26 protein-coding genes are annotated in these 26,121 nt (G+C 73.6%); 14 read left to right on the top strand and 12 right to left on the bottom strand.

The window, feature by feature from the left end:
- Positions 1 to 38: 38 nt before the first annotated feature.
- A complete protein-coding gene (locus RWK90_RS10830; protein ID WP_314037627.1) occupies positions 39 to 854 on the bottom strand; it encodes a MerR family transcriptional regulator in 816 nt (271 codons plus the stop codon).
- Between the two features lie 129 nt (positions 855 to 983).
- Here RWK90_RS10830 and RWK90_RS10825 point away from each other — a divergent pair, with 129 nt between their 5' ends.
- Positions 984 to 2,549 carry a succinic semialdehyde dehydrogenase gene (locus RWK90_RS10825; protein WP_314037626.1) on the top strand — a complete coding sequence of 522 codons (1,566 nt, stop codon included), beginning with the start codon at positions 984 to 986 and terminating at the stop codon, positions 2,547 to 2,549.
- A gap of 591 nt (positions 2,550 to 3,140) precedes the next feature.
- Here the strand turns inward: RWK90_RS10825 and RWK90_RS10820 are convergent.
- Together RWK90_RS10820 and RWK90_RS10815 are read right to left on the bottom strand one after the other, a co-directional pair.
- Positions 3,141 to 3,866 (bottom strand): copper resistance protein CopC, encoded by a 726-nt coding sequence (locus RWK90_RS10820; RefSeq protein ID WP_314037625.1) that lies wholly within the window; start codon positions 3,864 to 3,866, stop codon positions 3,141 to 3,143.
- Entirely contained in the window at positions 3,863 to 4,705 is an 843-nt protein-coding gene (locus tag RWK90_RS10815; protein WP_314037624.1) for a DUF6474 family protein, read from the bottom strand. Before RWK90_RS10815 ends, RWK90_RS10820 begins: the two co-directional genes overlap by 4 nt.
- Before the next feature lie 111 nt (positions 4,706 to 4,816).
- Here RWK90_RS10815 and RWK90_RS10810 point away from each other — a divergent pair, with 111 nt between their 5' ends.
- Together RWK90_RS10810 and RWK90_RS10805 are read left to right on the top strand one after the other, a co-directional pair.
- Positions 4,817 to 6,496, top strand: a complete 1,680-nt coding sequence (locus tag RWK90_RS10810; RefSeq protein WP_314037623.1) for a TM0106 family RecB-like putative nuclease — start codon at positions 4,817 to 4,819, stop codon at positions 6,494 to 6,496.
- A 263-nt stretch (positions 6,497 to 6,759) separates the two neighbouring features.
- Complete coding sequence (locus RWK90_RS10805) at positions 6,760 to 7,401, top strand: hypothetical protein (protein WP_314037622.1); 642 nt, start codon at positions 6,760 to 6,762, stop codon at positions 7,399 to 7,401.
- 132 nt (positions 7,402 to 7,533) lie between these two features.
- Here the strand turns inward: RWK90_RS10805 and RWK90_RS10800 are convergent, their stop codons facing one another.
- Both RWK90_RS10800 and RWK90_RS10795 read right to left on the bottom strand, forming a co-directional pair.
- Entirely contained in the window at positions 7,534 to 8,301 is a 768-nt protein-coding gene (locus RWK90_RS10800; RefSeq protein ID WP_314037621.1) for an SDR family NAD(P)-dependent oxidoreductase, read from the bottom strand.
- A 61-nt stretch (positions 8,302 to 8,362) separates the two neighbouring features.
- Positions 8,363 to 10,426: a neutral/alkaline non-lysosomal ceramidase N-terminal domain-containing protein gene (locus tag RWK90_RS10795; RefSeq protein ID WP_314037619.1), complete on the bottom strand. Its 2,064-nt coding sequence runs from the start codon at positions 10,424 to 10,426 to the stop codon at positions 8,363 to 8,365.
- A 142-nt stretch (positions 10,427 to 10,568) separates the two neighbouring features.
- Here RWK90_RS10795 and RWK90_RS10790 point away from each other — a divergent pair, with 142 nt between their 5' ends.
- Positions 10,569 to 11,279, top strand: coding sequence for a helix-turn-helix domain-containing protein (locus RWK90_RS10790; protein ID WP_314037617.1), 711 nt, complete (start codon positions 10,569 to 10,571; stop codon positions 11,277 to 11,279).
- 27 nt (positions 11,280 to 11,306) lie between these two features.
- Complete coding sequence (locus RWK90_RS10785; RefSeq protein ID WP_314037615.1) at positions 11,307 to 12,023, top strand: SRPBCC domain-containing protein; 717 nt, start codon at positions 11,307 to 11,309, stop codon at positions 12,021 to 12,023.
- A 138-nt stretch (positions 12,024 to 12,161) separates the two neighbouring features.
- Here the strand turns inward: RWK90_RS10785 and RWK90_RS10780 are convergent, their stop codons facing one another.
- Positions 12,162 to 12,764, bottom strand: a complete 603-nt coding sequence (locus RWK90_RS10780) for a superoxide dismutase (RefSeq protein ID WP_314037613.1) — start codon at positions 12,762 to 12,764, stop codon at positions 12,162 to 12,164.
- Positions 12,765 to 12,923: 159 nt separating this feature from the next.
- Here RWK90_RS10780 and RWK90_RS10775 point away from each other — a divergent pair, with 159 nt between their 5' ends.
- Positions 12,924 to 13,379, top strand: coding sequence for an NUDIX domain-containing protein (locus RWK90_RS10775; protein ID WP_314037611.1), 456 nt, complete (start codon positions 12,924 to 12,926; stop codon positions 13,377 to 13,379).
- 49 nt (positions 13,380 to 13,428) lie between these two features.
- On the opposite strand, the gene RWK90_RS10770 is transcribed toward RWK90_RS10775, so the two are convergent.
- Positions 13,429 to 13,608, bottom strand: coding sequence for a hypothetical protein (locus RWK90_RS10770; RefSeq protein ID WP_314037608.1), 180 nt, complete (start codon positions 13,606 to 13,608; stop codon positions 13,429 to 13,431).
- 104 nt (positions 13,609 to 13,712) lie between these two features.
- Between RWK90_RS10770 and msrA the strand changes: the two genes are divergently transcribed.
- On the top strand, positions 13,713 to 14,390 hold the full coding sequence (gene msrA, locus RWK90_RS10765) for a peptide-methionine (S)-S-oxide reductase MsrA (RefSeq protein ID WP_396230317.1): 678 nt from the start codon (positions 13,713 to 13,715) through the stop codon (positions 14,388 to 14,390).
- A 235-nt stretch (positions 14,391 to 14,625) separates the two neighbouring features.
- Here msrA and RWK90_RS10760 read toward each other — a convergent pair whose 3' ends face one another.
- The gene (locus RWK90_RS10760) at positions 14,626 to 14,829 is read right to left on the bottom strand and encodes a cold-shock protein (protein WP_314037606.1); all 204 of its coding nucleotides are present in this window, start codon (positions 14,827 to 14,829) and stop codon (positions 14,626 to 14,628) included.
- A gap of 233 nt (positions 14,830 to 15,062) precedes the next feature.
- Positions 15,063 to 15,434, bottom strand: coding sequence for a DUF488 family protein (locus RWK90_RS10755; RefSeq protein ID WP_314037604.1), 372 nt, complete (start codon positions 15,432 to 15,434; stop codon positions 15,063 to 15,065).
- 60 nt (positions 15,435 to 15,494) lie between these two features.
- On the opposite strand from RWK90_RS10755, the gene RWK90_RS10750 reads away from it, so the two are divergent.
- The 4 genes from RWK90_RS10750 (at position 15,495) to RWK90_RS10735 (ending at position 20,273) form a co-directional block, all read left to right on the top strand.
- Positions 15,495 to 16,358, top strand: a complete 864-nt coding sequence (locus tag RWK90_RS10750; RefSeq protein ID WP_314037603.1) for a DUF4328 domain-containing protein — start codon at positions 15,495 to 15,497, stop codon at positions 16,356 to 16,358.
- A gap of 3 nt (positions 16,359 to 16,361) precedes the next feature.
- Positions 16,362 to 17,327 (top strand): glycerophosphodiester phosphodiesterase family protein, encoded by a 966-nt coding sequence (locus tag RWK90_RS10745; protein ID WP_314037601.1) that lies wholly within the window; start codon positions 16,362 to 16,364, stop codon positions 17,325 to 17,327.
- Positions 17,328 to 18,246: 919 nt separating this feature from the next.
- Entirely contained in the window at positions 18,247 to 19,155 is a 909-nt protein-coding gene (locus tag RWK90_RS10740; RefSeq protein ID WP_314037598.1) for a DUF5926 family protein, read from the top strand.
- A 593-nt stretch (positions 19,156 to 19,748) separates the two neighbouring features.
- Positions 19,749 to 20,273: a hypothetical protein gene (locus RWK90_RS10735; protein WP_314037596.1), complete on the top strand. Its 525-nt coding sequence runs from the start codon at positions 19,749 to 19,751 to the stop codon at positions 20,271 to 20,273.
- Positions 20,274 to 20,347: 74 nt separating this feature from the next.
- Here RWK90_RS10735 and RWK90_RS10730 read toward each other — a convergent pair whose 3' ends face one another.
- The 3 genes from RWK90_RS10730 to RWK90_RS10720 form a co-directional block, all read right to left on the bottom strand.
- Positions 20,348 to 21,901: an LCP family protein gene (locus RWK90_RS10730; protein WP_314037594.1), complete on the bottom strand. Its 1,554-nt coding sequence runs from the start codon at positions 21,899 to 21,901 to the stop codon at positions 20,348 to 20,350.
- A 64-nt stretch (positions 21,902 to 21,965) separates the two neighbouring features.
- Positions 21,966 to 22,817: a CPBP family intramembrane glutamic endopeptidase gene (locus RWK90_RS10725; RefSeq protein WP_314037592.1), complete on the bottom strand. Its 852-nt coding sequence runs from the start codon at positions 22,815 to 22,817 to the stop codon at positions 21,966 to 21,968.
- The gene (locus RWK90_RS10720; RefSeq protein WP_314037590.1) at positions 22,814 to 23,506 is read right to left on the bottom strand and encodes a hypothetical protein; all 693 of its coding nucleotides are present in this window, start codon (positions 23,504 to 23,506) and stop codon (positions 22,814 to 22,816) included. The genes RWK90_RS10725 and RWK90_RS10720 overlap by 4 nt, the downstream gene beginning before the upstream one ends.
- A 42-nt stretch (positions 23,507 to 23,548) precedes the next feature.
- On the opposite strand from RWK90_RS10720, the gene RWK90_RS10715 reads away from it, so the two are divergent.
- From RWK90_RS10715 to RWK90_RS10705, 3 genes are read left to right on the top strand one after another with little or no spacing between them, the layout of a single operon-like run.
- Complete coding sequence (locus RWK90_RS10715; protein ID WP_314037588.1) at positions 23,549 to 24,094, top strand: hypothetical protein; 546 nt, start codon at positions 23,549 to 23,551, stop codon at positions 24,092 to 24,094.
- 14 nt (positions 24,095 to 24,108) lie between these two features.
- Positions 24,109 to 25,041, top strand: a complete 933-nt coding sequence (gene pheA, locus RWK90_RS10710) for a prephenate dehydratase (protein WP_314037586.1) — start codon at positions 24,109 to 24,111, stop codon at positions 25,039 to 25,041.
- A complete protein-coding gene (locus RWK90_RS10705) occupies positions 25,038 to 25,670 on the top strand; it encodes a histidine phosphatase family protein (RefSeq protein WP_314037584.1) in 633 nt (210 codons plus the stop codon). Before pheA ends, RWK90_RS10705 begins: the two co-directional genes overlap by 4 nt.
- Positions 25,671 to 26,121 lie beyond the last annotated feature (451 nt).

Raw genomic sequence — 26,121 nt, 5'->3', positions numbered from 1 at the left:
CAGGGTACGGCCGCCGGGCGCCCGTCGGGGGCGGCAGCTCACTCCCACGTCGCGGTGTCGGGGTCCACGCCGCTCGCGCGCGCCACCGCCTCGACGGCCGCGACGAGCCAGTCCGTCAGCCCGGGCTCGAGGGCCTCGTACGTCGCCGCGAACCGCTCGTCCTGCCGGTACATGCGGGCCAGCAGCACCTGCATCGAGTGCGAGCAGTCGTAGAACCGCCCGATCGACGCCCGGTGACGCTCGACGAGCGCGGCCGCCTCCGCCGACGCCGGGTCCACCCCGGCCCTCGCCGCCGCGGCCAGGTCCGCGTTGAGCTCGTCCGTCTCCGCCTTGACCCGTCTCCACTCCTCCTTGCCCATGCGGGCCGTGCGTTGCTGCGACTGCTCCCACTGCGGGCTGTCGCCCCAGCGCTGCTCGGCCTCGTCCTGCCACTCCTCGTTCCAGTCGGTACCGAAGATCTCGGCCCGGTCTTCCGGGGTCAACGGTGCGTTCACCTCGATCGCCTCCTTCAGGCGGTCCACTGCGGAGACCATCTCCTGCAGGTGCGAGATGCGGCCGACCAGCAGCTCACGCTGGCGGGTCAGGTGGGCGGCCGCGTCGACATCGGGGTCGTCCAGCAGCTCACCGATCCGGGCGAGGGGGAAGCCCAGCTCGCGGTAGACCAGGACCCGGTGCAGGCGCGCGATGTCGTCGTCGTCATACACGCGGTATCCCGACCACGTCCGCCCGCTCGCCGGCGCCAGCCCGATCCGGTCCCAGTGGTGCAGGGTCCGGATGCTCACGCCGACCAGCTCGGCGGCCGCGCCCACGGTGAGGCCCCCGGTCGCCGCGCCGCTCGGTTCCTCCGTCGTCATCGCTCCAGCATCTCTCACATCCGCCAGCGTGGGGCCTGACGCCGCGTCAGGGTCAAGCCCGCGCGGACTCCCGGCACCCGCGCCCGTAAGCCCTGACGCGTCGCCTTACCCGCCGGTAACATCGCCGGCATGAGCCGACCCGCGCCCCACGTGTACGACCGCCTCCGCGACCTCGTCGCGATCCCCGAGTTCCGCGCCGACCCGTCGAGTCGCCCGTCGTCGACCATCCACGAGGTCTTCACCGGCGAACCGCTCGCCGAGATCCCCGCCGGCACCGCCGAGGACGTGGACGCCGCGATCAGCCGCGCCCGCGCCGCCCAGGCCGCCTGGGCCGAGCGCGACGTCGCCGACCGCGTCGCCGTGCTGGAGCGCTTCGCCGCCGAGGTCATGCGCAACCGGGCCCAGCTCATGGACATCGTCCAGGCCGAGACCGGCAAGAGCCGCGCCTCCGCGCAGGAGGAGGTGCTCGACTGCCTCATCACCGCCCGCCACTACGCCCGCACCGCCCCCGGCCTGCTCGCGCCGAAGCGAGTCCAGGGCATGCTGCCCGGGCTCACCAAGGCCGTCGTCCGTCGCCAGCCCAAGGGTGTTGTGGGCGTGATCGCCCCGTGGAACTACCCGCTCAACCTCGCCGCCACCGACGCCCTCGCCGCGCTGGCCGCCGGCAACGCCGTGGTGATCAAGCCCGCCTCGATCACCCCGTTCTGCGCGCTCGCCGCCGCCGACATGTTCTACCGCGCGGGCCTGCCGCGCGAGCTGTTCCAGGTGGTGCCCGGCTCGGGCGGGACCGTCGGCGGCGCGATCGTCGCAGGCGTCGACTACCTCATGTTCACCGGCTCCACCGCCACCGGCCGCGTCCTCGGCCGCCAGTGCGGCGAGCGGCTCATCGGGTTCTCCGCCGAACTCGGCGGCAAGAACGCCATGATCGTCACCGCCGGAGCCGACCTCGACCGCGTCGCCGAGGTCGCCACCCGCGCCTTCTTCTCCAACTCCGGCCAGCTCTGCATCTCGGTGGAGCGCGTCTACGTCGAACGGGCCGTCGCCGCGGAGCTGACCGAGAAGCTCACCGCGCGCGTCAAGGCCATGAGCGTCGGCCCGGGCTACGACTTCGAGGCCGAGATGGGCAGCCTCATCTCGCGCGACCAACTCGACACGGTGACCGCGCACGTCGACGACGCCGTGGCCAAGGGAGCGCGCGTCCTCGCCGGCGGCCGGCCCCGGCCCGACCTGGGCCCGCTGTTCTACGAGCCCACCCTGCTGGCCGACGTGCCCTCCGACGCGACCTGCTTCGGCGAGGAGACCTTCGGCCCCGTCGTGTCGATCTACCCGGTCGACTCCGTCGAGGAGGCGATCGCCGAGGCCAACAACACCGAGTACGGGCTCAACTCCTCGGTGTTCGCCGCCACGGATGCGGAGGGCGAGGCGATCGCGGCGCGTCTGCGCACCGGCACCGTCAACGTCGGGGAGGGCTACGTGGCGGGCTGGGGCTCGGTCGCCGGCCCGATGGGCGGTATGGGCGCGTCCGGCGTCGGCCGCCGCCACGGCGACGAGGGCCTGCTCAAGTACACCGAGGCGCAGACCATCGCCACGCAGCGGCTGGTGCACATGGGCGGGCCCTCGTTCCTGCCGCGTAAGCGCTGGCAGCAGCTGCTCGCGCCGGCGACCAACGCGATGCGCTTCCTGCCGGGGCGGTAGGCCGGGGCTCGCGGGGCGGTCGCGGGGGCTCGCCGGTCGCGGGGCTCGCCGGTCGCGGGGCTGCGGCTGCGGGGTGGCCGCGAGGCTGCGGCGCGGCGGCGAGGCTGCTGTCGGACTGCCGCGGGGCTGCGGCGCGGCGGCTGCGCGTGCATCCTGCCAGCGCACCCGGGCGGGGTCGTGCTGGCTTAGTGCGCGTTTCGGTCCTCGAGGCGGGTGAGCCGGGCCGAATGAGCATCCCGCCAGCGCATCTGGGCTGGGTCGTGCTGGCATGGTGCACGGTTCGGGTCTCGGGGTGGGTGTGCCGGGCCCCGAGTGTGCATCCCGCCAGCGTGACTGCCTCCAGTCACGCTGCCTCCTTGCCCTGCGCTGGGAGAATGCCCGTCTAGGCAGGGGTTGCGCTGGCTGGATGGACCAACTTGCCAGCGTAAGACGAAGGGGCAGCGTATCCCGGCCGGGTCACGCTGCCCCTGTGTACGCCTGCGGCCCGAAGCGGCGAACCCGCCTTGGGCCCGAAGCCGTGAACCCGCCTTGGGCCCGAGACGGCGAACCCGGCCTCTGGCCTGGGGCGGCCGACCCGCCCCGGGCCGATCGTCAGCTGCCGCCGCCGCGACGCAGCAGCACGAACGCCCCGCCGATGAGCAGAACGGCCAGGCCTCCGATCACCCAGATCACCGGGTTGATGCCGGAACTCTCGCCGGAGGTCTCGTCGGCGACGTCGGCCTCGGTGGCGTCCGCGGACTCGCTGCCCGCTTCGGCCCCGCCCACCTCGGCCCCGGGTGCCGCGGTTCCGGCAGGAGTGGTGCCCGCAGGAGCGGTACCGTCCTCGCCGCCGGCGGCGCCGCCCGCGTCACCGGCCACGGTGAACACAGACGACCCGCTCACCACGTGCCCGTCGGCGGAGGTCACGCGGTAGCCGACGGTGTAGGCGCCGGGCGCGAGATCATCGACGCGGGCCGTCACGGTGTCGCCCTCGACCACCGGCTCGCCGGTCACTCGGTTGGTCCGGTCGTCCCCGGCGGTGACGGCGACGGAGGCGAAGTTCTGGTTGACCTCCTCGTTGAAGGTCAGCACGATCTCCTCGGGTGACGCGTCGAGCTGCGAGCCGTCCTGCGGGTCCACGGAGAGCAGCACCGAGTGCGCCGCCGCGACGGGAGCGAGCAGCACGGCGGGTGCGGTCGCGCCGCCGAGCAGAGCCGCCGCGACCGCGACCGAGCCCAGGCGCCGCCGCAGCGGCGATCGCACGGACCCCGACTCCGCCGGACGCCCCGACCCCGCCGCCTGCCCGGGCCCCGCGGCGATGCTGTCGGACTGGGTCACGCCTTGACCCCCAGGCGGGCGAGGACGTCCTTGTTCACGCGGTCGAGCTCGCCGGAGATCGCCGAGTGGATCTCGCGCCGCTGCGCGGTGGGCGTGGTCTCCGCGGTCTCGACCGCCGTGCGCAGGTCGGTCAGGCGGGTTCGGGTGGAGGCGACGAAGTCCTTGATCTCCCGCTCGCCACCGCGGCTCGTCTCGAGCTGGCCGAGGGTCTGCTCGAGGCGGACGATGCGCACACCGAGGGCCGCGCCGGGGCCGGTGGCGTTGATGCCGGCGGCCTTGAGGTCGACCCCGCCGGCCTCCGCGGTCTTGTCACTGCCCTGCGCGTTGGACAGGACCTTGTAGACGAGCGGCAGGAGTACCGGGGTGGCGACCTTGGCCATGTTGAGCCAGCGCTGCACGTCGTCCTTGTTCAACTTGGTGCCCTTGAGCTTGTCGAGCTCCATCGCCGCGAGCTCGTACTCGTGCTTCCGGCCGGCGGAGTCGATCTTCTCGGCGAGCTTGCGGTCCTTGGCCACCATCTTGGCCTCGCGCTTGAGGGTCTTGCGCTCCTGCTTGGCGTGGACCTTCTCGGACTTGCGCTCCTGCTTGGCCGCCTTGCGGTCGAGCTTGTTCTGCTTCTCGGCGCGCTTCTCCTCGCGCCTGGCCCTGCGGTCGGCGTTCTTGCCCTCGAGCTTGGCGCGCTTCTTCGCCTCCGCCAGCTCCACGCGGTGGGCCTCCTTGGCCTGCTTGCGGGTCTCCTTGGCCGCGAGCTTGGCCTCGGTCATGGCGGTGGACTTGAGCGCCGCGGCATGGGCGCGGAGTTCGGCACGCTTGTCGCGGTAGGTCGTCAGCTTGCCCATGGGCGTCGATCCTTCTCTCGTCGCGATCATCAGATCCCCAGCCTAGGCGAATCGGCGCACACTGAGGACCGGACCGTCGCCCGGCGGGCGGCTGGGCCATGATGGACGGCGATGGAGGACGCCGAGCGCACCGCGGGTCGGGTCCCCGACGCGGCGCTCGTGGGGCCCGCGTCGGGGGCCAGATGTCTGCACCGTCTGGCCCGTGAGCGTGACGCCTCGCCGGGGTGGTGGCTGGCGGCCCCGCTCGACGAGGGCGTGCGGCTGCGGGCGATGGCGGCGGCCGATCGCCGGGCCGGTCTGCGCGAGCGTGCGTTGGCGGGTGCGCGCCCCGACGCCGCGGTGGTGGACGTGGTGGGGGACCACTGGACGGATCTGCCGGGGGACGTACCGGGGGACGACGACGAGAAGGCGACCCTTCGTGCCCTGGCCGACGGGGCGACTCTGGTGTGGGGCGCCGCTCTTCCCGCCGATCGGTCCAGTGGCCGGGCGGGCCTGCGCTGCACGGTGGCGGCCGTGCCGGGTGGTGGGTACGCCCCGGTCCTGGTGGTCAACCACAAGGTGGTCGACCCGCGGAGGGGCAAGGGCTCGTCGACGGCGACGGTGACGCGGTTGCTCGACTGGGCTCCGGCGCCGGATCCGACGTTGCGGGTGCGGCGGCATCCGGCAGACCTCGATCGTCTGGTCCACGCCTGGCGACTGCTCGAGGCCGTCGGCCACGCGGCGTCGTCGCCGGTCGGTGCGGTGCTGGGGCTCGGCTCGGCGCGGGCGGTGGTGCACGACCTCTCGGCCGTGCTCGAGTCGGCCGACCGTACCCACGCCACGCGGCTGGCGGTGGTGCGCGGCGAACTGGACACCGCCCCCAGCCGGATCGGCGAGTGCCGCACCTGTCCCTGGTGGGAGGGATGGGATGACCGGGGCGGCCCGGTCGAGGGCTGCCGGGAGCGGTTGGTCGTGGCCGATGACGTCAGTCTCGTGGTCGGCGGGGGACAGGTGGGGCCCCTGCGTGCGCGGGGCATCCGCACCGTCGCGGAGCTGGCGGATGCCGGGCCGGATCGGCCGACGGGGTGGAACGGGGAACCGTATTCCGACGCGGTCCTGCGCGCGCGGGCGCACCGGGACGGGGAGGTCGTCGTCCCCAAGGTGGCGCTCCCCTCGATCCCGCGGGCGGACGTCGAGGTCGACGTGGATCTCGAGAGCCACCTCGACGACGGCGCCTACCTCTGGGGCACGCTGCTGACCGTGCGCGACTCGCGGCCGCTCGGGACCGAGGGTTACCGCCCGTTCGTGACGTGGGCCCGGCTGCCCGACGTCGACGAGGGGCGGGCGTTCGCGGAATTCTGGCGCTGGCTCACCGGGATACGGGACCGGGCCGCGGGGCAGGGCCGGTCGTTCCGCGCCTACTGCTATTCACGGGCCGCGGAGAACGGTTGGCTCCTCTCGTCGGCGGCCCGGTTCGGTCCGGAGGGCACCCTCGCCGTCGTCAAGGGGGTCCCGACCGTCACCGAGGTGCGGCGCTTCATCTCCTCCCCGCTGTGGGTGGACGTGCACGAGGCGGTGGCCACCCAGTTCGTCTCCACGTCGGGGCTGGGTCTCAAGGTGGTGGCCCCGGTCGCGGGGTTCACCTGGCGCGACCCGGAGGCCGGCGGCGAGGCGTCGCTCGGGTGGTACCGCGACGCGCAGGCGGCCCGCGGTGTCGAGCGCGACGCCGGGCGGGCGCGGATCCTCGAGTACAACGAGGACGACGTCCGCGCCACTCGTGCTGTGCGCGAATGGATCACGCGGTTCTCCTGAGCGGGTCCGGGTGACCGTCGTGCTCGTTCCGGCCGGCCGGTCGCCCCTCGCGCGCGCGTCAGCATCTCATACGCGGACCTAACTAAGATTTAACTGAGTTGACGCCGTACATCGCCTGAGGGCGAGGATAGGGTGAGGCGAGGTCCGCACCTCAATCCTGTTGTCGTAACAGTGATCTGGACGGGCCTGCCAGCCCCGCCCTGGGTGGCCCGGCCACGAGCCTCCGCGCCTGGGAACCCGCTTCCACACGAGGAGACGAACAGATGACGTTCACCATCCGCAAGGCCACCGCCCTCGCCGCCGTGGCCGCCCTGGCCCTCTCGGGCGCCACGGGCGTCGCCAATGCGCAGGGTCTTCTCGACTCGGGCAGCCTCGGCCTGGTCTCCGACTCCCTCGAGGGCGGGTCGGTGCAGATCACCCCGCCTTCCAACGCCACGGGTGAGGGATCCCTCGACACCTCGGGCTCGACGCTGCTCGGCGAGCCGTCCACCGGCTCCCTGGCCCCGCTGGCGGGCTCGGTCGCGCCCCTCGTCACCGGTTCGGTCGACCTCGTCACCCCGGCCGAGGGCGCGGGCTCCGTGGACACCTCGGGTTCGGCCCTGCTCGGTGAGCCCACCACCGGCTCGCTCGCGCCGCTCTACGCCCCCGTCGCGGGCTCGCTCGGCATCGGCGAGGGCGCGACGACCATCATCCAGGACCCGGCCGGCCTCGGCTCCGTCGTCCTGGGCCTCGGTTCGGTCGCCGCGGTCAGCGCGGGCATCGCCTTCGCGCCGCAGATCCAGCAGGCGCTGCTCGACGCGGGCATCGTGCTCCCGCCGCTGCCGGGCCTGCCCGCGCCCGCCCCGGCGCCCGCTCCGGCTCCGGCCCCGGCCCCCGGCCCGGGGATCGACAACGGCCGCGGCTGACGCCGGCCACCCGCCCCCGGTCCGTCCCCGCCGCGACGGGTCCGCGCGAGCCCCGCATCACCCCGGTAGTCCCGGGTGGTGCGGGGCTCGTCGCGTCGTGGGAGAGCCTGCCGTCCCCCCGCGAGGTGAGTCCTAGCGCGGCGCCATGCGCAGCGCGCCGTCCATGCGGAAGCTCTCGCCGTTGAGGTAGTCCTGCTCGACGATCGCGTTGGCGAGCGCCGCGTAGTCCGACGGGCGGCCCAGGCGCGAGGGGAACGGGATCGCGGCCTCGAGGGACTTCTGGAACTCCTCGGTCAGGCCCTTGAGCATCGGGGTCTCGATGGTGCCCGGGGCGATCGTGTTGACCCGGATGCCGAACTGGGCGAGGTCGCGCGCGGCACAGATGCCCATCGAGTACACGCCACCCTTCGAGGCGGCGTAGGCGATCTGACCGACCTGGCCCTCGTAGGCGGCCACGGAGGCGGTGTTGATGATGACGCCACGCTGGCCGTCCTCGTCGACGGTGTCCTGGGTGGACATGGCCTCGGCGGCCAGGCGCAGCACGTTGAAGGTGCCCACGAGGTTCACGGAGATGCAGGTCTCGAACAGGTCGAGCGCGTGGACGCCCTTCTTGGAGACGATCCGGGCGGCCGGGGCGATGCCGGCGCAGTTGACCACGACGCGCAGCGGGGCGGCCTCGGTGGCGCGGGCGATGGCGGCCTTGACGTCCTCCTCGCTGGTGACGTCGGCGGCGATGAGGGTGATGCCCTCGTCGATGCCCTGCTCGACGGCCTTGTCGATCGACTGCTGGAGGTCGAGGCCGAACACGACCGCGCCCTTCTCGGCGAAGGAACGCGCGGTGGCGTTGCCCAGGCCGGAGGCGGCACCGGTGACGATGACGGAAGCACCCTTGATGTCCACGGGCGGTGTCCTTTCACTAGGAACTGCAACGAATGTCGGTTCCAGTGTCCCAGACCTTCCGTCAGTTCACGGTGAAGGCCCGACTCTCCCCCCGCACAGGGAACAGGCGGCCGTCGATGCCGCGCCCGGAGGCGGTGTACACGACCCGGTACTCGCCCGCCGGGGTTCCGGGCGGGATGTCCCACGTGACGACGGCGTTGGTGACCGTGAGCAGGCCTTCGAACACGATCATCGTGGACCAGTCGCCGTCGTCGTGGACCCGGACCCACCGCCCGCCGTCGCGGCGCTCGATCGCCAGATAGGTGTCGCCGCGGCGCAGGTCGGAGTTGGGGTGCGTGCCGCAGAACCGCACCAGGACGCGCTGGCCGGCCCGGTAGGCGGGCTGCGGCTGGTCCAGGACGTCGCCGAAGTTCCGCAGCGGCGCCGGGGTGTCGACGAGCGGGTTGCCCAGCGGGGAGACGGGGATCTGTCCGGTGAGGTCCCGCTCGGAGGTGCCGGGGTCGAGCGGGGTGCCGGCCCGCATCGACCGGGCGAGGTCGGCGGCGATCTGCTGGATCGCGGGCAGGGTCCACGGACCGAAGATCGTGGCGCCGCCCTCGTAGTTCTGGGCCGAGTACTCCTCGGGCGTGGTGACGTAGTGGCCGTACGCGTTCGAGTAGCCCTGGACGGTCACGTGGTCCTCGGGCACGCCCAGTTCGGCGGCGAGCGTGCGGCGCAGCCGCAGCCCGGAGACGACCGTCGGTTCGAATCCGAGGGCGAACAGGTAGTGCGTGCCGAGGCGGACCAGGTGGAACGGGTAGACGCGCTGGACGGCGTGGGGCACGAGGCCGACGGGCAGGAGGACGTCCTTCGGGGCGTGTGCCTCGCGCAGCCAGGCCGGGATCACCACGTCGGTGAGGGCCTTGACCGCCGGGTTGCCGCCGCGGTCGCCCTCGGCGAACGGCAGCTCGTCCCCGCCGCCGCCGTCCTCCTGGCTGCCCGAGGCGAACGAGGCGCCCAGGGCGGCGACGGCGGTGCGGTGGGTGCGTCCGTCGCCGGTGAACTCGGGGCGGACGTCGACCGCGGACATGTCGACCCAGACGTGGCGGACGTCGATCCCTCCGCCGAGGGGCCGGACGCCCCTGTCCACCTGCTCGCGGGCGGCGGCGAACTGGCGCTCGCCGTTGATGCGGGTGTTGAGCCACTCGTCGGGCGTCGGGCCGCGGCCGGGGGACAGGTCGAGGTTGGGGCTGACGTCTCCGGGGTTGGTCTGCGCGAACGCCGTGACGAGCCGCGGGGGCCCGCCGGCGAGGTAGTCCTGACCGGCGACCTCCCGCTCCCAGTGCCAGGCGGCGTAGCCCTTGTTGTCGGAGGAGGCGATGCGGTTGTGCGAGGTCATGGACGTGGCGTGGGTGGCGAACCAGTTGAGCACGCCCACCAGCTGGCCGCCGCGGGTGATCTGCAGCGACTGCGACCGCGGGTCGATGCCCTCGGGGAAGTGGGCGCGTTCCTCCGGGGCGTCGCGCTCGAACGAGCCGCGTGAGCGCTGGACGCCGGCGTCGTGGAGGACCCCGGTGGTCACGCCGACCTCCGAGGGGGCGAGGTCGTGGTGGGCCATGCGGACGGCGTCGACGATGCCGGCGACGTTGGCCTCGAAGGTCACCGGACGGAAGCCGAGCATCGACAGGTCGACCATCGGGTGGCCGGACGTGCCGCCGGGTGCGACGTGGGTGTGCGTGGCGGTGATGACGACGTTGCCCTCGTGGTAGGTGTCGCCGAACTCGGCCGCCAGGCGCCGGAGGACCTCCTGCTGGATCGACTGGAAGATCAGGCCGATCTCGGCGGTGACGTGGAGAAACCGGGGCGACGACGGCGAGTCGGCAAAGACGAAGGCGCGGGCCCTCTGCCGCAGGTGCAGCCCAACGGAGAGCTGCTCGGTGTCCGCGTACCCGTTCATGCCCGCGCCCAGCGGCTCTCCGGTCATGTCGCCGATGCCGCGGCCGACGTACAGGGCCGTGGACTGCGCGGTGGCCACCGCGGGCAGTGTCGACTGCAGGACCGCGATCCCGCCGAGGGCGGCGGCGCCGCCGAGGACGGCGCGGCGACTCACCGCGGTACGGCTGGGGGCGGGGCGGTCGTCGCACATGGGCGTCTCCGGGGTGGGGTGTGGGGTCGGATGCGGGTGGTGACAGGCATCACCGCCTGATCGGAACGGTACCAAGTGGACGCTCGTCCCGGCGGCGGGAACATGTCTTGACAAGAATAGTTGTCAAGAGGACGATCGGGGCATGCTCGAGGTGGACGTGATCGGGGACGCGGCGGCGGCGGAGGTGGCGCTGGACCCGCTGCGGCGACGGATCCTCGCGGCGCTGGCCGAGCCCGGGTCCGCGTCGAGCCTGGCCACCCGGCTCGAGTTGCCGCGGCAGAAGGTGAACTATCACCTCCGGATCCTGGAGCGCCACGGGCTGGTCGAGGAGGTCGAGCAGCGCCGCCGGGGCAATTTCACCGAGCGGATCCTGCAGGCACGCTCGGCCTCGTTCGTCATCTCGCCGGACGCGATGGGGCGGATGCAGCCGGACCCGGGTAGCGCGCCGGACCGGCTCTCGGCACGCTGGTTGCTCGCGCTCGCCTCCCGGCTGGTCCGGGACGTGGGCGTGTTGCTCACCGGGGCACGGCGGGCGGGGCGCCCGGTCGCCACCTTCGCGATGGACGGCCACATCCGGTTCGCCTCCGCCGCGGATCGTGCCGCCTTCGCCGAGGAGTTGTCCGAGGTCGTGGCGGACCTGGTGGCCAGACACCACACCGCCGCGCGGCCGGACACGGCGGGGACGGGCAAGCTCCACCGCCTCGTGATCGCCCTGCACCCCGCGGTGCCCGCCTCGGCTGACCCGCACCCCGACCACGCCCGCCCGGACGATCCGCGCCCGGTCCACGCCCACCCGGACGATCCGCGCCCGGGCCACGCCCACCCGGACGATCCGCGCCCGGGCCATTCCTGACCGGACCATCACTGGAGGAGCCCCGCCATGTCGAAGAACTTCGAGATCCGCAAGACCGTGGTGCTCGAGGCCACCCCGGAGCAGGTGTGGCGCGCTGTCGCCACCCCGGAGGGGCAGGCGGGCTGGTCTCCCGACCCCTACCAGCCCATGGAGGGGATGCACGTCGAGGCCACCGAGAACGAACGCCTGGCGGTGCGGACGCCGGAGGCCGCCAACGGCGCCTTCCACGCGTTCGAGTACCTGATCTCCGCCGGGGACCGCGGCACCACGGTCCTCACCTTCGTCCACAGCGGCTACCTCGGTGACGACTGGGACGCCGAGTTCGACTTCGGGGAGATGACGGGGCACGGCTGGGACATGTACCTGCACACCCTGGCCCAGTACCTCGAGCACTTCGCTGATCGGCCCGCCCACTTCGTCACCGCGCAGGGGCCGGCGAGCTCGGCCGGCCCGGGGGCCTGGGAGACCCTGGTGGGGGCGCTGGGGGTGACGGGCCCGCTCACGCTCGGCCAGCGCGTGCGCCTGACCCCGGAGGGGCTGCCGCCGCTCGACGGGGTGGTCGACTTCGCCTACCCCGAGTTCGTCAATTTCCTCGCGGTACGGACCGAGGACGGCCTCTACCGTTTCCACGACAATTCGCCGATGGGGATGCCCCAGGCGGTCGGCCACTACATCTTCACCGAGATCGACCGCGACGCGACGGAGCGGGCCTGGCAGGACTGGTTGGCCCGCGTCTTCGCCTGAGTCCCGCGCCGGTGGGGGATCGCCCCGCGACACGACGGCGCCCGGGGGCGACGGCCGCCGTACAGTGCGGCGGTATCGCTCCCGGGCGCAGGATCCGCTATCGGCTCAGCCGAGCCGCGGGGTCGCGGAGAGTCGTGCTCAGCCCTTGGCGGCGGCGTAGCGCTCGGCCACGTCCTTCCAGTTCACGACGTTCCAGAAGGCGTTGACGTAGTCGGCCTTGACGTTCTTGTACTGGAGGTAGAAGGCGTGCTCCCACATGTCCAGCATGAGCAGCGGGGTGATGTTCACCGAGATGTTGCCCTGCTGGTCGGTCAGCTGCTGGATGACCATGCGCTGGCCGATGTGGTCCCAGCCGAGGATGGACCAGCCCGAGCCCTGCAGGGTGAGGGCGACGGCGTTGAAGTGCGCCTGGAACTTGTCGAACGAGCCGAACTCGGCGTCGATCGCGGCGGCGAGCTCACCCTCGGGGCGGTCGCCACCCTCCGGCGAGAGGTTCTTCCAGAAGATGGAGTGGTTGGTGTGGCCACCGAGGTGGAAGGCCAGGTTCTTGCTCAGCAGCGGGGCCTTGCCGGAGATGCTGCCGTCCTCGCGGGCCGCGGCGAGCTGCTCGAGGGCGTCGTTCGCGCCCTTGACGTAGGTGGCGTGGTGCTTGGAGTGGTGGAGCTCCATGATCTCGCCGGAGATGTGCGGCTCGAGAGCGCCGTAGTCGTAGTCGAGATCGGGAAGAACGTACTCGGCCATAGTGGAGTGTCCTTTCAGTTGGGTGACGGGCAGCACGCGGGGCTGGCCCGTGGCGCCCGTCACGGCGTCCGCTTCCACCATAGTGATCTGCGGGCGGGCGCGCCGTGCGCCGCCTCGGTGGGCGCGCGAGTCCTCGGCCGGCCTGCCATGATCGGGACCGTGGATCACTCCGATACGGACCCCGGGCGCACCATCTCCGTCTCGGCGGTCGTCCTCAACCGCCCCGACGGCTCCGTGGTGACGGTCCGCAAGGCCGGAACGGACCGGTTCATGCTGCCGGGTGGCAAATGGGAGTCGGGGGAGTCGCCGTTGGAGTGCGCGGTGCGCGAGGTCGACGAGGAGCTCGGGGTGATCCTCGCGGCGGACGCGTTGGTCCCGCTCGGCCGGTTCGCCACCGCCACCGCCAACGAGCCGGGATTCGTGCTGGTCTCCGAGGTCTTCGCGGCCCGGGTGGACGGCGATCCGGTGCCCCGTGCCGAGATCGCCGAGGCGCGCTGGGTGACGGCCGACGACCTGAGTGCCATCGCGCGACTACCCGAGGACGACTGCGCGCCGTGGGCGCCACTCCTGGTGCGGGTCGCGCGCGAGTGCGTCGGGACCCCGTCCCCGGAGTGACTGGCGGGGCTCTGTCTGCCGGCGGGGACGAGCCCCCCGCCGGGGTAGATCAGAGGACGAGTAGCGCGATCAGCACCACCAGGAGGACCGCGGCGACCGCGACGGGTGCCGTGAGACTGCGGCGGCGGACGTGATCGCTGCAGCCGGTCCCCTCGAACGGCTGCGACGTCGTGGCGTCGGTGTCGAAGATGGCGCGGAGGCGTTGGGCTACGGGCTGTGTGGCGGTCACGTCGAGATCCCCCTCGGTCGAACTGGCGACCACTGTAACGCCGACTATGGGATCGGTCACATCACGACCGGGTCTCGATCGGCCGACGTGGTTACCCTGGGGTCATGGGCTGGCTACAGGACGCGATCAGACTCTCCGCGATGCGACGGGCGACCGAGGTCGTCGACGCCGACTCGGCGCTGCCGGGTCGGGAGGAACCGATGGCCGTGGCGCCGGCGAACATCGTCACGGGCAACCCCATGACGCCGCCGTTCCCGGAGGGGCACGAGTCGATCGTGCTGGGTCTGGGGTGCTTCTGGGGTGCGGAGAAGGTGCTCTGGCAGCTCGACGGCGTGTGGACCACGGCGGCCGTCTACGCGGGTGGTTGGACGCCCAATCCGACGTACGAGGAGACCTGCACGGGCGCCACCGGCCACACCGAGGCGGTACTGGTGGTCTTCGATCCCCGGGTGTTGTCCGTGGAGGTCCTGTTGAAGGAGTTCTTCGAGTGGCATGACCCGACGCAGGGGATGCGCCAGGGCAACGACATGGGCACTCAGTACCGCTCGGCGATCTACACGACCACCTCCGGGCAGCTGGAGGCGGCGCGCCGCATCGCGGAGGGCTACCAGGCGGAGCTCGACGCCGCGGGCCACGGGCCGGTGACCACCGAGATCGGGATGCTCGAGGAGGTCCGCTGCGGGACGTACTACTACGCTGAGGACTACCACCAGCAGTATCTGGTCAAGAACCCCGGCGGGTACGACTGCCACGTGCGCAGTGGGGTCGCCTGCCCCATCTGATCCCGGCCGCCGGCTGATCCCCGGCGATGGATGATCCCCGGCGATGGTTGATCCAGGACACCGGGCCCCGGGCACCGGGCGGAGCGGGTCGCGCGGGCCGGGTCCGCCCGCGGGATGTGAGAGGCCCCGCACACGCGGGAAGGCAGTGCGCACACGAGAGGGCCCCGCGGGAGAATTCTCCTGCGGGGCCCTCTACGTACAGTCTGCGGGCGTCAGATCACTCTGACGTCACACATCACAGCGGGGTGATGTTCTCCGCCTGCAGGCCCTTGGCGCCCTGCGCGACGTCGAAGGAGACCTGCTGGTTCTCCTCGAGCGAGCGGTAGCCCGAGCCCTGGATGGCGGAGAAGTGGGCGAAGACGTCGGCGGAGCCGTCGTCGGGGGCGATGAAGCCGAAGCCCTTGTCGGCGTTGAACCACTTCACGGTACCGGTAGCCATAGTGATGCCTTTCGAGAGTTGGTGCTCCGCTTGTCGGAGTACCAGGTGCTGCAGCAGAGAGCGTGCTGTGTGTTTCCCTGCGGTGCCGCACTTCCCTCTCGCAAGGGCCGTGGATCTACAGAAATACAACGAACGATTTCAACTACTGGGGACGACCATACACACGGCGGCGCGGTCCGTCACCCCTTCTGTGACGGCGGATACATCCGCCGCAGGTGGAACGCCGTCGGTCATCAGTCTCCGGCGGCCAGGAGGACGTCCGCCAACACCCTCGCGTGGTTGCGCTCGGTGTCGCGTGAGGCGTATGCGAGCACCACGTCCCCGTCCGCGGCCCGGGTGGCCAGACGCCGGACCGCCGCGACCGCGGGCGGGCGGGACAGCTCGGCCCGGTACCGCTCGACGAAAGCGTCGAATCCCACGTCGCCGCCGTGGAACTCCCGGCGTAACCCGTCCGACGGCGCCACGTCCCTGCACCATTCATCGTGACGGAACGCGTCCTTACGCACTCCCCGCGGCCACAGCCGGTCCACGAGGACCACGTAGGCGTCCCCCGGATCGGCACGGCCCGAGACGAGATCGTGGACGCGCAGGCAGCTCACGGACATGACCCCAGCCTGTGCCACACGGCGGGCCCGCGCCACCCCGGTTGTGCCAGCATGGTCGGCATGACCACACCGCGGCGGCAGGGGCAGTGGCGCTGGGTCGCGCACCCGCCGTGGCGACCCCCGCTGCCGACCCCGCGGCCGCCGCTGCCCAGGTACCGCACCGGGCCAGCGTGGGGACCGCGGACGCCCGCGTACCCGGCCACCCCGCGATGGGGCCTGCCCCCGGTCGTAATCCCGCACCCCGGCGGGCCGCACGCCGGGCACCCCGGGTCCGACGCCGGGTCGCGGCCCCGCCGCCTGGCGGCCGTCGCCCCCGGCATCCTGCGCTCGGCCGGCGCCTGGTTCGCCGCCACCGCCGTCGCCCACGCACTGCGCTACGCCACCCTGGCCTGGTACGCCGACCGGCTCACCCCGTGGTGGCTCGAAGCCGTCACGACCGCGTTCGTCTGGGTCACCGGGATCGTCGCCCTCGCCGTGGGGGCAGTCGCCGCGATCACCGCCACCGCCTGGCTCGTCGACACCCGGCGACGGGCCTTCGCACCGGTTCCGGACCCGCGGTCACGGGCGGGCCTGTGGGCGGGGGCGCTCGTCGTCGTCGTCAACTTCTTCCGCCTCCCCGTCTACCTGGAGGAACTGCGTCGGGCGTCGGACCGCGCCCCGTCCCGCTCCGACCTCCGACGCTGGTGGCTGGCGTGGGGCGTCAACGGCGCGGCCCTCGCCCTGGCCCTCTGGCGCCGCAGCGGCGACGGCGCGCAGGCCGCCGCCGACGCGGTCCTGCTCACCGCCCTGGCCGCCCTCGCCGCGTGGTGGGCAGCGCGCGAGACCCGGGCCGTCATGCGGAGTTTCACCGACCCTTCCCCGCGGTTCACCCGCCGGTTCCTCCCGGCGGGGATCGTGGAGGCGTCCGCGATCCGGAAGGAGTGAGACGTGACGGTCCCCGCGACCACCCACCTGCCCTCACCCGTCTCCACCCGCAGCGGCGTCGTCGCCCACCGGGGCGCCTCCGCCGACTACCCCGAACTCACCCACGTCGCCTACCAGCAGGCCCTCGACCAGGGCGCCGAGGCGCTCGAGGTGGACATCCGGCTCACCGCCGACGGCGTGCCCGTCCTGCTCCACGACCCGCGCACCACCCGCGTCGCCGACCGTGACCTGTGGGTCCACTCCAGCACCATCGACCAGCTCTCCCGCCTCGACGTGGGCTCCTGGCACCCGGTGCACCGCAGGCCCGAACCCGTCATGACCCTCCGCAGCTTCCTCGTCATGGCCGAGGCGTACCCGCACGTCAGGCTGTTCCTCGAGACCAAGCACCCCGTGCCGACCGGCGGCCGCGTCGAGACCGCCCTGCGTGACGAGCTGGCCTACTTCGGGCTGGACCGGGCCGCGTCGTTCGCCGAATCGCGCGCCGTGATGATGAGTTTCTCCGTCGCCGCCGTCCGCCGGTTCCGGCAGTTGGCTTCGGACGTGCCGACCGTGCAGCTGCGCGAGCGGCGCAACGTCTTCAAGTCCTGGCCCGCCGAGGGGTTCGGCGCCCAGCTGATGGGGCCGAGCATCAGCGCGTTGCGCGCCCGGCCGTGGCTGGTCGAGTACTGGCGGTCGCGCGGCATGGGCACGTACTGCTGGACCGTTGACGACCCCGCCGACCTGCTGCTGTGCCGCGATCTCGGCGTGGACTGGGTCGGCACCAACGTCCCGGCGCGGGCGCTCACGGTTCTCGACGGCTCCGCCCCGCCGACCGAGGGGCCCGCGGATGGTGGAGCGGTGGCTGGTTCGGGTGGGTCCGCTGGGGGTGCTCGGGCTGCTCGGGCCGGGGCCGGCGGCGCCGCGGCCGGTTCCGCCGAGGCCGGGTCGGGAGAGTCCTTTCGGCGCGTGCCGGGCGATCCGGCAGCGTAAGCGGCCCGACTCGCGCTGGCTGGGCGGCTTGGGCTGGCCGGATGGTCCTTTACGCCAGCGCAACCCTTTCGGAACCGTGCACGGAGCCAGCGCGGGTCAGAGAGGCAGCGCATCTGAGGGCGGTCGCGCTGGCGGGTTGTACGGCGGGTCCTCGGTCAGGGGCTCGGAGGGCGGTCAGCCAGCATGAGTGGCCGGACTCGCGCTGGCTCTCTGCTCGATTCGCCAGTGCTCACGGCCCGGTGGGCATCTCGGCAGCGCGAGTGGCGGTACATGCGCTGGCTGGGCGGCTTGGGCTGGCCGGATGGTCCTTTCCGCTAGCGCAACTCCCTCGGGACCGTGCACGGAGCCAGCGCGGGTCAGAGAGGCAGCGCATCTGAGGGCGGTCGCGCTGGCGGGTTGAACGGCGGCTCAACGCTCAGGCGCTCGGAGGGCGGTCAGCCAGCATGAGTGGCCGGACTCGCGCTGGCTCTCTGCTCGATTCGCCAGTGCTCACGGCCCGGTGGGCATCTCGGCAGCGCTAGGGGCGGGACATGCGCTGGCTGGGCGGCTTGGGCTGGCCGGATGGTCCTTTCCGCTAGCGCAACTCCCTCGGGACCGTGCACGGAGCCAGCGCGGGTCAGAGAGGCAGCGCATCCGAGGGCGGTCGCGCTGGCGCCATGCACGGCGTCGCTCTCCGAACTCGTGCCGGGGGTCGAGGGCCGGATGCCGGGGGCCGCTGCCGCCCGGGCCCGCCCGGCCTCGGCCTACCCATCCGCCCTACCCATCCGGCCAACCCGGCCCGGGCCAACCCGGCCCCGCCCAACCCGCCGCAGCCCGAGCCCCACCCAGCCCACCCAGCCCGACCCCCACCCGCCAGCGCGGCAGACCGACTCGCCGGTCCGGCGGGCACCTGACGAAGTCGCACCGTATCGTGGTGCCCGTGGGTAGACGGAATAGGCACAACGAGCCCAAGGCCGGCGGCAACCGCCAGGCCAAGATCGCCGCACGCGCGGCCGAGCGGGAGGAACTGAGCGTCGAGCCGCGGCCGTTCGCCGGGTTCGCCGGTGAGTGCGACATGGTGGCGATGCGCGAGTTCGTGCCGTCGGCCACCGCGAAGCTCACCACTGTCGCGGGCGACCGCGAGGTGACCCTGGCGACGGTCCTGCCGGGCGCGATCGCGGGCTTGGTCCGCGACCCCGAGCTCGGCGGCGAGGCGATGGTCGGCCTGCAGGTGCAGGTCCACGGCCCCGACCCGGCCGCTGATCTCGCGTTCGCGGTGGACTGGGCGGGACGCGCCGGCGGCGGGGAGACCCTGACGTCGTCGCACCCCACCGAGTCCACGCCGGCGCTGGAGGACGTCGTGGTCAAGGACGCCCCGCTCGAGATCGTCGTGCACGACGACTTCTCGTGGTGGGTGGCCGAGGGTGTGCAGGTCGCGCCCGAGATCGAGCAGGCCGTGCGCAACGCCAACGAGGTCATGATGCCCTCGGCGCGGGTCGAGGCGGACGGCATCGAGGCGGCGTGGTGGGTCGACGCCGGCGAGAAGGCGCACATCCGCTGGGTCCGCCCGGAGGACGAGGACGCGCTGTTCGAGGCGCTCGCCCGGGTCCACGCGTCCGGCGGGCTGCACCTCGGCGAGGGCTCGCGGTTCGCCGGGTCGTTCCGTACGCACGGGTTGCTCGTGCCGGTGTTCGACCTGGACCGCGAGATGCACCACCAGGAGTGGGCGCCGGGGCTGCAGGAGCTCGACGCGCGACTGCGTGAGGCGCTGGCGAACGACACGCCGCTCACCTCGGACGAGCGGTCGTCGCGCGACGGACTGCGTGCCCGGCAGGTGACCCTCCGCTAGACCCCGCGTGCCCGCGCCCTGACGCACGGACCCCCGGCGGGGCGCCGAGCGTTCTAGGATCCTCCCCGATGGCGACCGAGGTCGCCGGTGTCGCTGTGTCGACCCGGGATGATGCGAGGGGGTGTGGGCGCGTGGCGGACGGACCGACCAGGGGCGACGACGACGAGACGTCCCGTCTCCCCGAGGTGACGGTCCCGCCGTGGCTGCGGACCGGACCTGTCCCGGGCTCCCCGTCGCCGGGTGCGTCCGCGGTCGACCGGGCGGCGGATGTGGCGGGCGGTGCCGGCTCGTCGCGGGCCGACGCCCGGGCCGAGGAGCCACCGCGGGAGGCGCGGCCGACGCGGATCCGGCTCGATGCCGGTGCCGCCGCCGGTTCTGTCGCGGGCCCCGGTCCGGCGACCGCTCGAACCGATCCCGCGTCCGTCGGACGCACTTCGCCCGCGCCAACCGATCCCGCGTCCGTCGGACGCACATCGCCCCCGCTCACCGGCCCGTCGGAGCCCGCGGCCGGGGGCCGCCGTGGCGATGACGCCCCGGTCGACGACCTGTCGACGCTGCCGCTGGTCAGCGTCCCGACGCAGGCTCGTCGCCCGGTGGAGCAGCCGCCGCCCGCCCCCACGGTCCTCGACCGGCGTCCGGTGCGGATCGCGCTGCTCGCGGCCGCCGGGGTGGCGGTGTTGGGCGGGTCCGCGGTGCTCGGGTTCGTCGTGGCCCGCGGGGCGGTGGCCCCGGCGGAGGGGCTGGCGACCGGGTGCGAGGAGGTCTCCGAGCCCGGGCGGGTGGTCGGCGCCGGCCCCGGGTCGCTCGACACGCCGGCCGGGGCGGTGCTCGCGTTCGACCACGCGTACTACGTGGAGCGGTCGGCCCGGAAGGCGTTCGAGGCGGTGTCGCCGTCCAGTCGGATGACCGAGGAGCAGTTGCGCGTGGAGGGTGTCGAGCGGGTTCCCGAGGGCACCACACACTGTGTCGAGGCGCGGGAGTTGTCGCCGACGCTGCTGGAGGTGGACCTCACCGAGTACCCGCCGGACGCGGATCCCGTGCTGATCCGCCAGCGGGTGCGGCTCGCCCAGAACCCCGACGGCACGTGGGGGATCGTCTCCATCACGCCCGCGGGCTGAGCGGGTCGCGGCCACGGGCGCGTGGGTGAGCGCCCGAGGGCTGAGCGGGGCCCGCGCGCGCGGGCCCCGGCAGGTCAGGACCCGCCGTCGAGGTACTCCGGGCCGGGCGTCTGCCCGGCGGCGACCGCGTCGAAGAACCCGGTCGTCGTGGGCCCCCACGTCAGGTAGGAGCCCACCGAGCCGGAGGCCATGCCGTCGTGGGGCGCGGTGACGGTGAGCGGGTCGTCGCTGAGCCGCCACATGACCCTGGCGAGCGTCCAGATGTGGTCGCCGGTGTCCACGGTCACGGCCTCGGCGCCGGACTCCAGCAGGGGCACCGCGGTGAACGGGTTGAGCAGGTTCCCCGGCGAGAGGGTCTTGCTCATGAGCGCGCCGAGGAACTGTCGCTGGTTGCGCACGCGCTGCAGGTCCTGCTCGGCGAACCCGTAGCGGGTACGGACGAACCCGAGGGCCTGCGGCCCGGCGAGGGTCTGGCAGCCCGCCGCCAGGTCGAGGCCCGCGAGCGGGTCGATGATCGGCTCCTCGATGCAGATGTCCACCCCGCCGACCGCGTCGACGATCCCGGCGAAGCCGCCGAAACCGATCTCCGCGTAGTGGTCGATCCGGACCCCCGTCTGCTGCTCCAGGGTCTGCGTCAGCAGCGCGGGCCCGCCGAAGGTGTAGGCGGCGTTGAGCTTGTTCTGGCCGTACCCGGGGATGTCCACGAGCAGGTCGCGGGGAAGGGAGACGAGCATCGTCCGGTCGCCGCCGCGCGGCGTGTAGACGAGCATCATCGTGTCGGTGCGCTTGCCGCCCGCGTCGGATTCGGACCCGGTCGACAACTGCGCCTGCTGTTCGGGCGTCAGCCCCTCGCGGGAATCGGTCCCCACGAGCAGGGTCACGGTGCCGGGGGTGTTGCCGCCGCGCCCCGGGTAGTCCGTCAGCGCGTCGATCCGCTGCAGCTTGGAGTCCGCCCACAGGGCGGTCACCACGCCGAGCGTGAGCACGAGGACCAGCACCAGCCCGAGGATGCGCACCGGCCCGATCCGGCGCCACAGGGGCGCCCGGCCGGAGCGTCGGCCGCGCCGCGCGGCCGACGCGGCCCCCGCGGACCGGCGCGGGGGCCGCGTGCGGCGCCGGTCGGTGGCCTGACGGTAGGGGTCGCGGCCCGCCCGGGCCGAGCGCCGCGGGTCACGGGGGTCGCGCCCCGCACGGGGATCGCGGCCGTCGCGCGGATCGCGGGGATCCCGCCGGGCACGAGGGTCCTCGCGCAGGTAGCGGGCACGTTCCTCGGGCGTCAGCGGCTGGGGTTCCTGACGCGGCTGGTAGCCGGTGCGACCGGCGGGGCGTTCGCGTCCGGCGTCGGCGGCGCCGGGGGCGGGATCCCGCCGGGCGCGGGGATCGCGGGGCGCGGCCTGCTCGCCGCGGCCCGACGGGTCCCGACGGGCACCGCCGTCGCGACGGGCGGCCGGGTCACGACGCGCCGCCGGATCCCGCCGGGCCCCGGGATCGCGGCCGGCCGGGCCCGGGCGGGCCGCCGGGTCGCGCGGCGCGCCGGGGTCGGCGTAGCCGCGCCGCTCACGGGCGCGTCGCCGGAGCTCGGCGGCCTCCTCGGGCGTGAGGTGCCGGCGCCTGGGGTCGTCGGTCATGGGATCGGACTCTACTTGCCCGCCGGCGCGGTCGGCTGGTCCCGTCGGGCCGGCGGGACCGGAGTCACAGCCACGACACGTGTGGCGCCAACAGCGCGTACCCGAGGAACGCCACCACGTCGAGCAGCGTGTGCGCCAGTACCAGCGGCCACAGCCGGCGGGTCCGCATCCACCACAGCGCGAACACCACGCCCATCGCGAGATTGCCCACTCCGCCGCCGAACCCCTGGTAGAGGTGGTACGACCCGCGCAGCAGGGCGCTCGCGACCAGCGCGAGCCACGGCGGCACCCCGAGCTGCCGGAGGCGCACGAGCAGGTACCCCACCACGAGGATCTCCTCGGCCGCGCCGTTGCCGGCCGCGGAGAGCACCAGCACGAGCGGCCGCCACCACGTCTCGCCCAGCCCCGACGCGGCGACCTGCAGGTTCGCGCCGGCGGCGACCGCGCCGAGGTACAGCGCCAGGCCGGGCACGCCGATCACCGCGGTCAGTGCGAGCGCCCACGCCACCTGCCGCCCGGGCCGCTCACGCACGAGCCCGACCGCCCGCGCGGGGATCCCGGAATGGGCGAGCAGGACGAGCGGCAGCAGTGCCCACGCGAGCAGCCGCAGCACGCCCAGCGCCTGGTACGCCAGGTCGAGCCAGGAGTGCTCGGAGCGGGAGACGTTGAGCGCGGCCGTCTGGTCGGCGAGGTCGGCGGGGGCGAGCAGGGCGGAGACCAGGTCGAGGACCGCGTAGGCGCCGGACAGGCCGAAGGTGACGAGGAGGACGACGACGAGCTCGGCCACCAACAGCCGGCGGACGCGCGGATCGGTCACCGGGTCGAACCGGGCGGCGAACCGGGCCAACGCGACGCGGGGCGAGAGTGCGCTCCGGATGAGCCCGCCGGCGGGGGCGGGGAGCGGTGACCCGCTCATCCGGCCGGCCGGACGCCGTCGACGATGTCGTCCATCCACTTGACGCCGGGCGCGGACTGCTGCGAGGTGGTCACGTACGCCACCCACCAGCGGCGGCCCTCCTCACCGAACACCGCCGTGTAGACGAGTCCGCCGGAGTCGAGGTCGGCGAATTCGTCGGGTACCACCACGTAGGAGACGGCCGCGCCGGTCCCGAGGTCGTTGTCGACGCGGGTGACCCGCCGCTCGTCGCGGATCCCGGACACGCCCAGCACGTAGAGCTGGATGGTCTCGGCGAGGGCCGTCGCCGCCCCCTGGTCGTCGGAGATCGCGGCGGCCGCGATCCCCGGCTCGAGGGCGCCGGCGAGGATGCGCGTGTCCAGCGCCCGCCCGGTGCCGACCGGCACCAGCTGCACCGACCCGATCTCGGCGTCGCTGACCACGCGCCACCCCACGGGCACGGCCAGCTCCAGGCCCGACTCCTCGTCGACGTGGTGCTCACCGTGGAGCGTGGAGTCCCTGGGCAGGACCGACGCGGGTGTGGTGGCCACCGCGACGATCAGCAGCAACGCCAGCAGTCCGAGCGCCACGTGCACCGTGCGGGGGCCGCGCTTCTCCTCCGGGGTGAGGTGGGAGGCGTCCGGGGCGTCGTCCGGGGCGGGGGCGTAGTCGGCCGCGTACTCGGGCACGGGGGCGTCGTCGGTACCCATCGGTCGCCAGGGTAGCAACGCGCAGGGTGTACACCTGAGTGCATGACGGTGTCGCTCGAACTGCTGAGCCGCGGCCCCTCGCGGCCCGATCTCCTGGACGACCTCGTGGCCGACGACGCCACGGTCGCGGCCGCGCTCGCGCGCTGGTCGGCCCCCGCCCCGGTCCCGGTGGCGCCCGCCGGTGACGCCGGCCTGCCCGATCTCGAGGAGGTCGCCGGGGTGCTCGCGGCGGGCACCCCCGCGATCGTCGACGTGGCACCCGGCCTGACCGGCCCCGGCCCCGCCGCCGACCACCTCGCGGACCTGCTCGCCGTGGCCGCCCACTCCGGGGTCGGGTTCGGGTCCGGCCTGGTGCCCCGCTGCGCCGACGCCCACCAGGTCTGGTCGCTGCTCGCCGGCGCCGTGGCCGCGATGACCGGGGCCGACGTGCGCGCCGCGATCGCCGAACCGGACCCGGCCCGCATCCTGGGCCTGTCGCGATCGGCCCGGGAGGCCATCCGCGACGTCATCACCTGCACCATCGTCCCCGACGGGCGGGTCGACGCCGTCTCCGCGGACCTCGCGTCCGCGGATCCCGGCCGCCGCTGACTAGGCTCGTCGTCGTGGTCACCGTCGCCTACCTCGGCCCGCCCGGCACCTTCACCGATGCCGCCCTGCACCGACTCCGCGCCGACGCGCGGACCTCCGCCCTGCTCGCCGACCTCGAGGCCGTGCCCGCCGGCACCCCCGAGGACGCGCTGGCCATGGTCCGCACCGGCGCCGCCGACTACGCCTGCGTGCCGTTCGAGAACTCCGTCGACGGCACCGTCAACCCCACCAGCGACGCGCTCGCCGTGGGGGAGCGGCTCCAGATCTTCGCCGAGACCGAACTCGACGTGGTGTTCTCCATCCTCGTGCGGCCCGGCACCGACGCCGCCGACGTGCGCGTCCTGCGCACCCACCCCGTCGCCGCCGCGCAGGTCCGCCGCTGGGTCGGCGTCCACCTCCCGCAGGCTCACATCGAGACCACGTCCTCCACCGCCGCCGGCGCCGAGGAGGTCGCCGCCGGGGCCGCCGACGCCACCGCAGCCCCCGCCCGGGCCGGCGAGATCAACGGGCTCGTCCCGCTCGCCGAGAACGTCGCCGACGTGGGCGGTGCCCGCACCCGGTTCGTCCTCGTCGGCCGGCCCGCCCCGCCGCCGCCGCGCACCGGCAGCGACCGCACGTGCGTGGTGTTCGGCCTGCCGCACCAGCCCAACTCGCTGGTCCAGGCGCTGACCGAGCTGTCGATCCGCGACATCGACCTCACCCGCATCGGGTCCCGCCCGACCCGCGTCGAGCGGTTCACCTACCTGTTCCACGTCGACCTCGTCGGCCACATCGACGACCCCGCGGTCTCCGAGGCGCTCGTCGCGCTCCGCCACCGCACCGCCGACCTGCGGTTCCTCGGATCGTGGCCCGTCGCCGACGGGGGCGAGGCCGGCGCGCCCCCGCCCGACCGCGCCGAGGCGCTGCGCTGGATCGACGGACTGCGGCGCGGGGAGGGGGCCGGGTGAGCGCCCGCCTCCACCTCGTCCGGCACGGGCAGACCCCCTCCAACGTCGCCGGTGCCCTCGACACCGCCCTGCCCGGCGCCCCGCTCACCGACCTCGGCCGCGACCAGGCCCGGCTCGTCGGCGAGGAGCTCGCCGCCTCCGGCATCCGCCCGACGGTCGTCCTCAGCTCGGAGGCCGCCCGCGCCCGCGAGACCGCCGGACTCATCGCCCGAGAGATGGGCCTGCCCACCCAGGCCGTGCCCGGCGTCCACGAGGTCCAGGCCGGGGACTACGAGATGCGGACCGGGTCCGAGGCGCTCCTCGCCTACAACCGGGTGGTGCGCGACTGGCTCGAGAACGGTGACCTCGACTCCCGGCTCCCGGGCGGCGAGAGCGCCCACGACGTGCGCCGACGGGCCATGCCGATCATCTCCGACCTGCGCGAGTCCTACCTCGACAACGCTGTCGACGTGGTGCTCGTCGTGCACGGCACGCTCATGCGGATGATCGGCGTGTTCGCCGGGGCCGCGCCCTCGCAGTGGGCCCTGGACAACCGGATCCCCAACTGCGGCGTCATCGAACTGGTCCCTGACGGCGGCGGCTGGTCGTGCGAGCGGTGGGGCGATCACCTGGGGCGGCCGGAGTTCTGACGGCGGGGTCGCCGGTCGCGGCGGGTGCGCTGCCGGCTCGCCCGGCGGTTGCGGGCGGCGGCTGCTGGCGACGGATGCGCTGCCGGCTCGCCCGGCGGCGGCGGCCGGCGGATGCGCTTTTGAGAAAGCCAGCGGGCGAGCGGCCTGGCTCTCGGCGGCCCGGGGCTGCCGGGCGATTCGGCAGCGTAAGTGTGCTGACTCGCGCTGGCTCGGTGGCTTACGCGTCCGTGGTGGTCCATTTCGGCAGCGCAACCCTCGCGAAACCGTGCATACAGCCAGCGCGGGTCAGCGGGGCAGCGCATGTGCGGGCAGTAGCGCTGGGGCTGTGTACGCCCGCGCCGGTTTCGTACTCGGAGCCAGCGCATCTGGCGGCGGGCGTGCTGCGGCTGTGCCCGCTCGTGCCCGTTTCGTACCGGGAGCCAGCGCATCTGGGGGCAGTGGCGCTGGGGCT

Source organism: Dietzia sp. CH92 (assembly GCF_032248695.1).
Lineage (GTDB): Bacteria > Actinomycetota > Actinomycetes > Mycobacteriales > Mycobacteriaceae > Dietzia.
The sequence above is the reverse complement of the archived record's forward strand: the minus strand, read 5'-3'. Positions and strand labels throughout refer to the sequence as shown.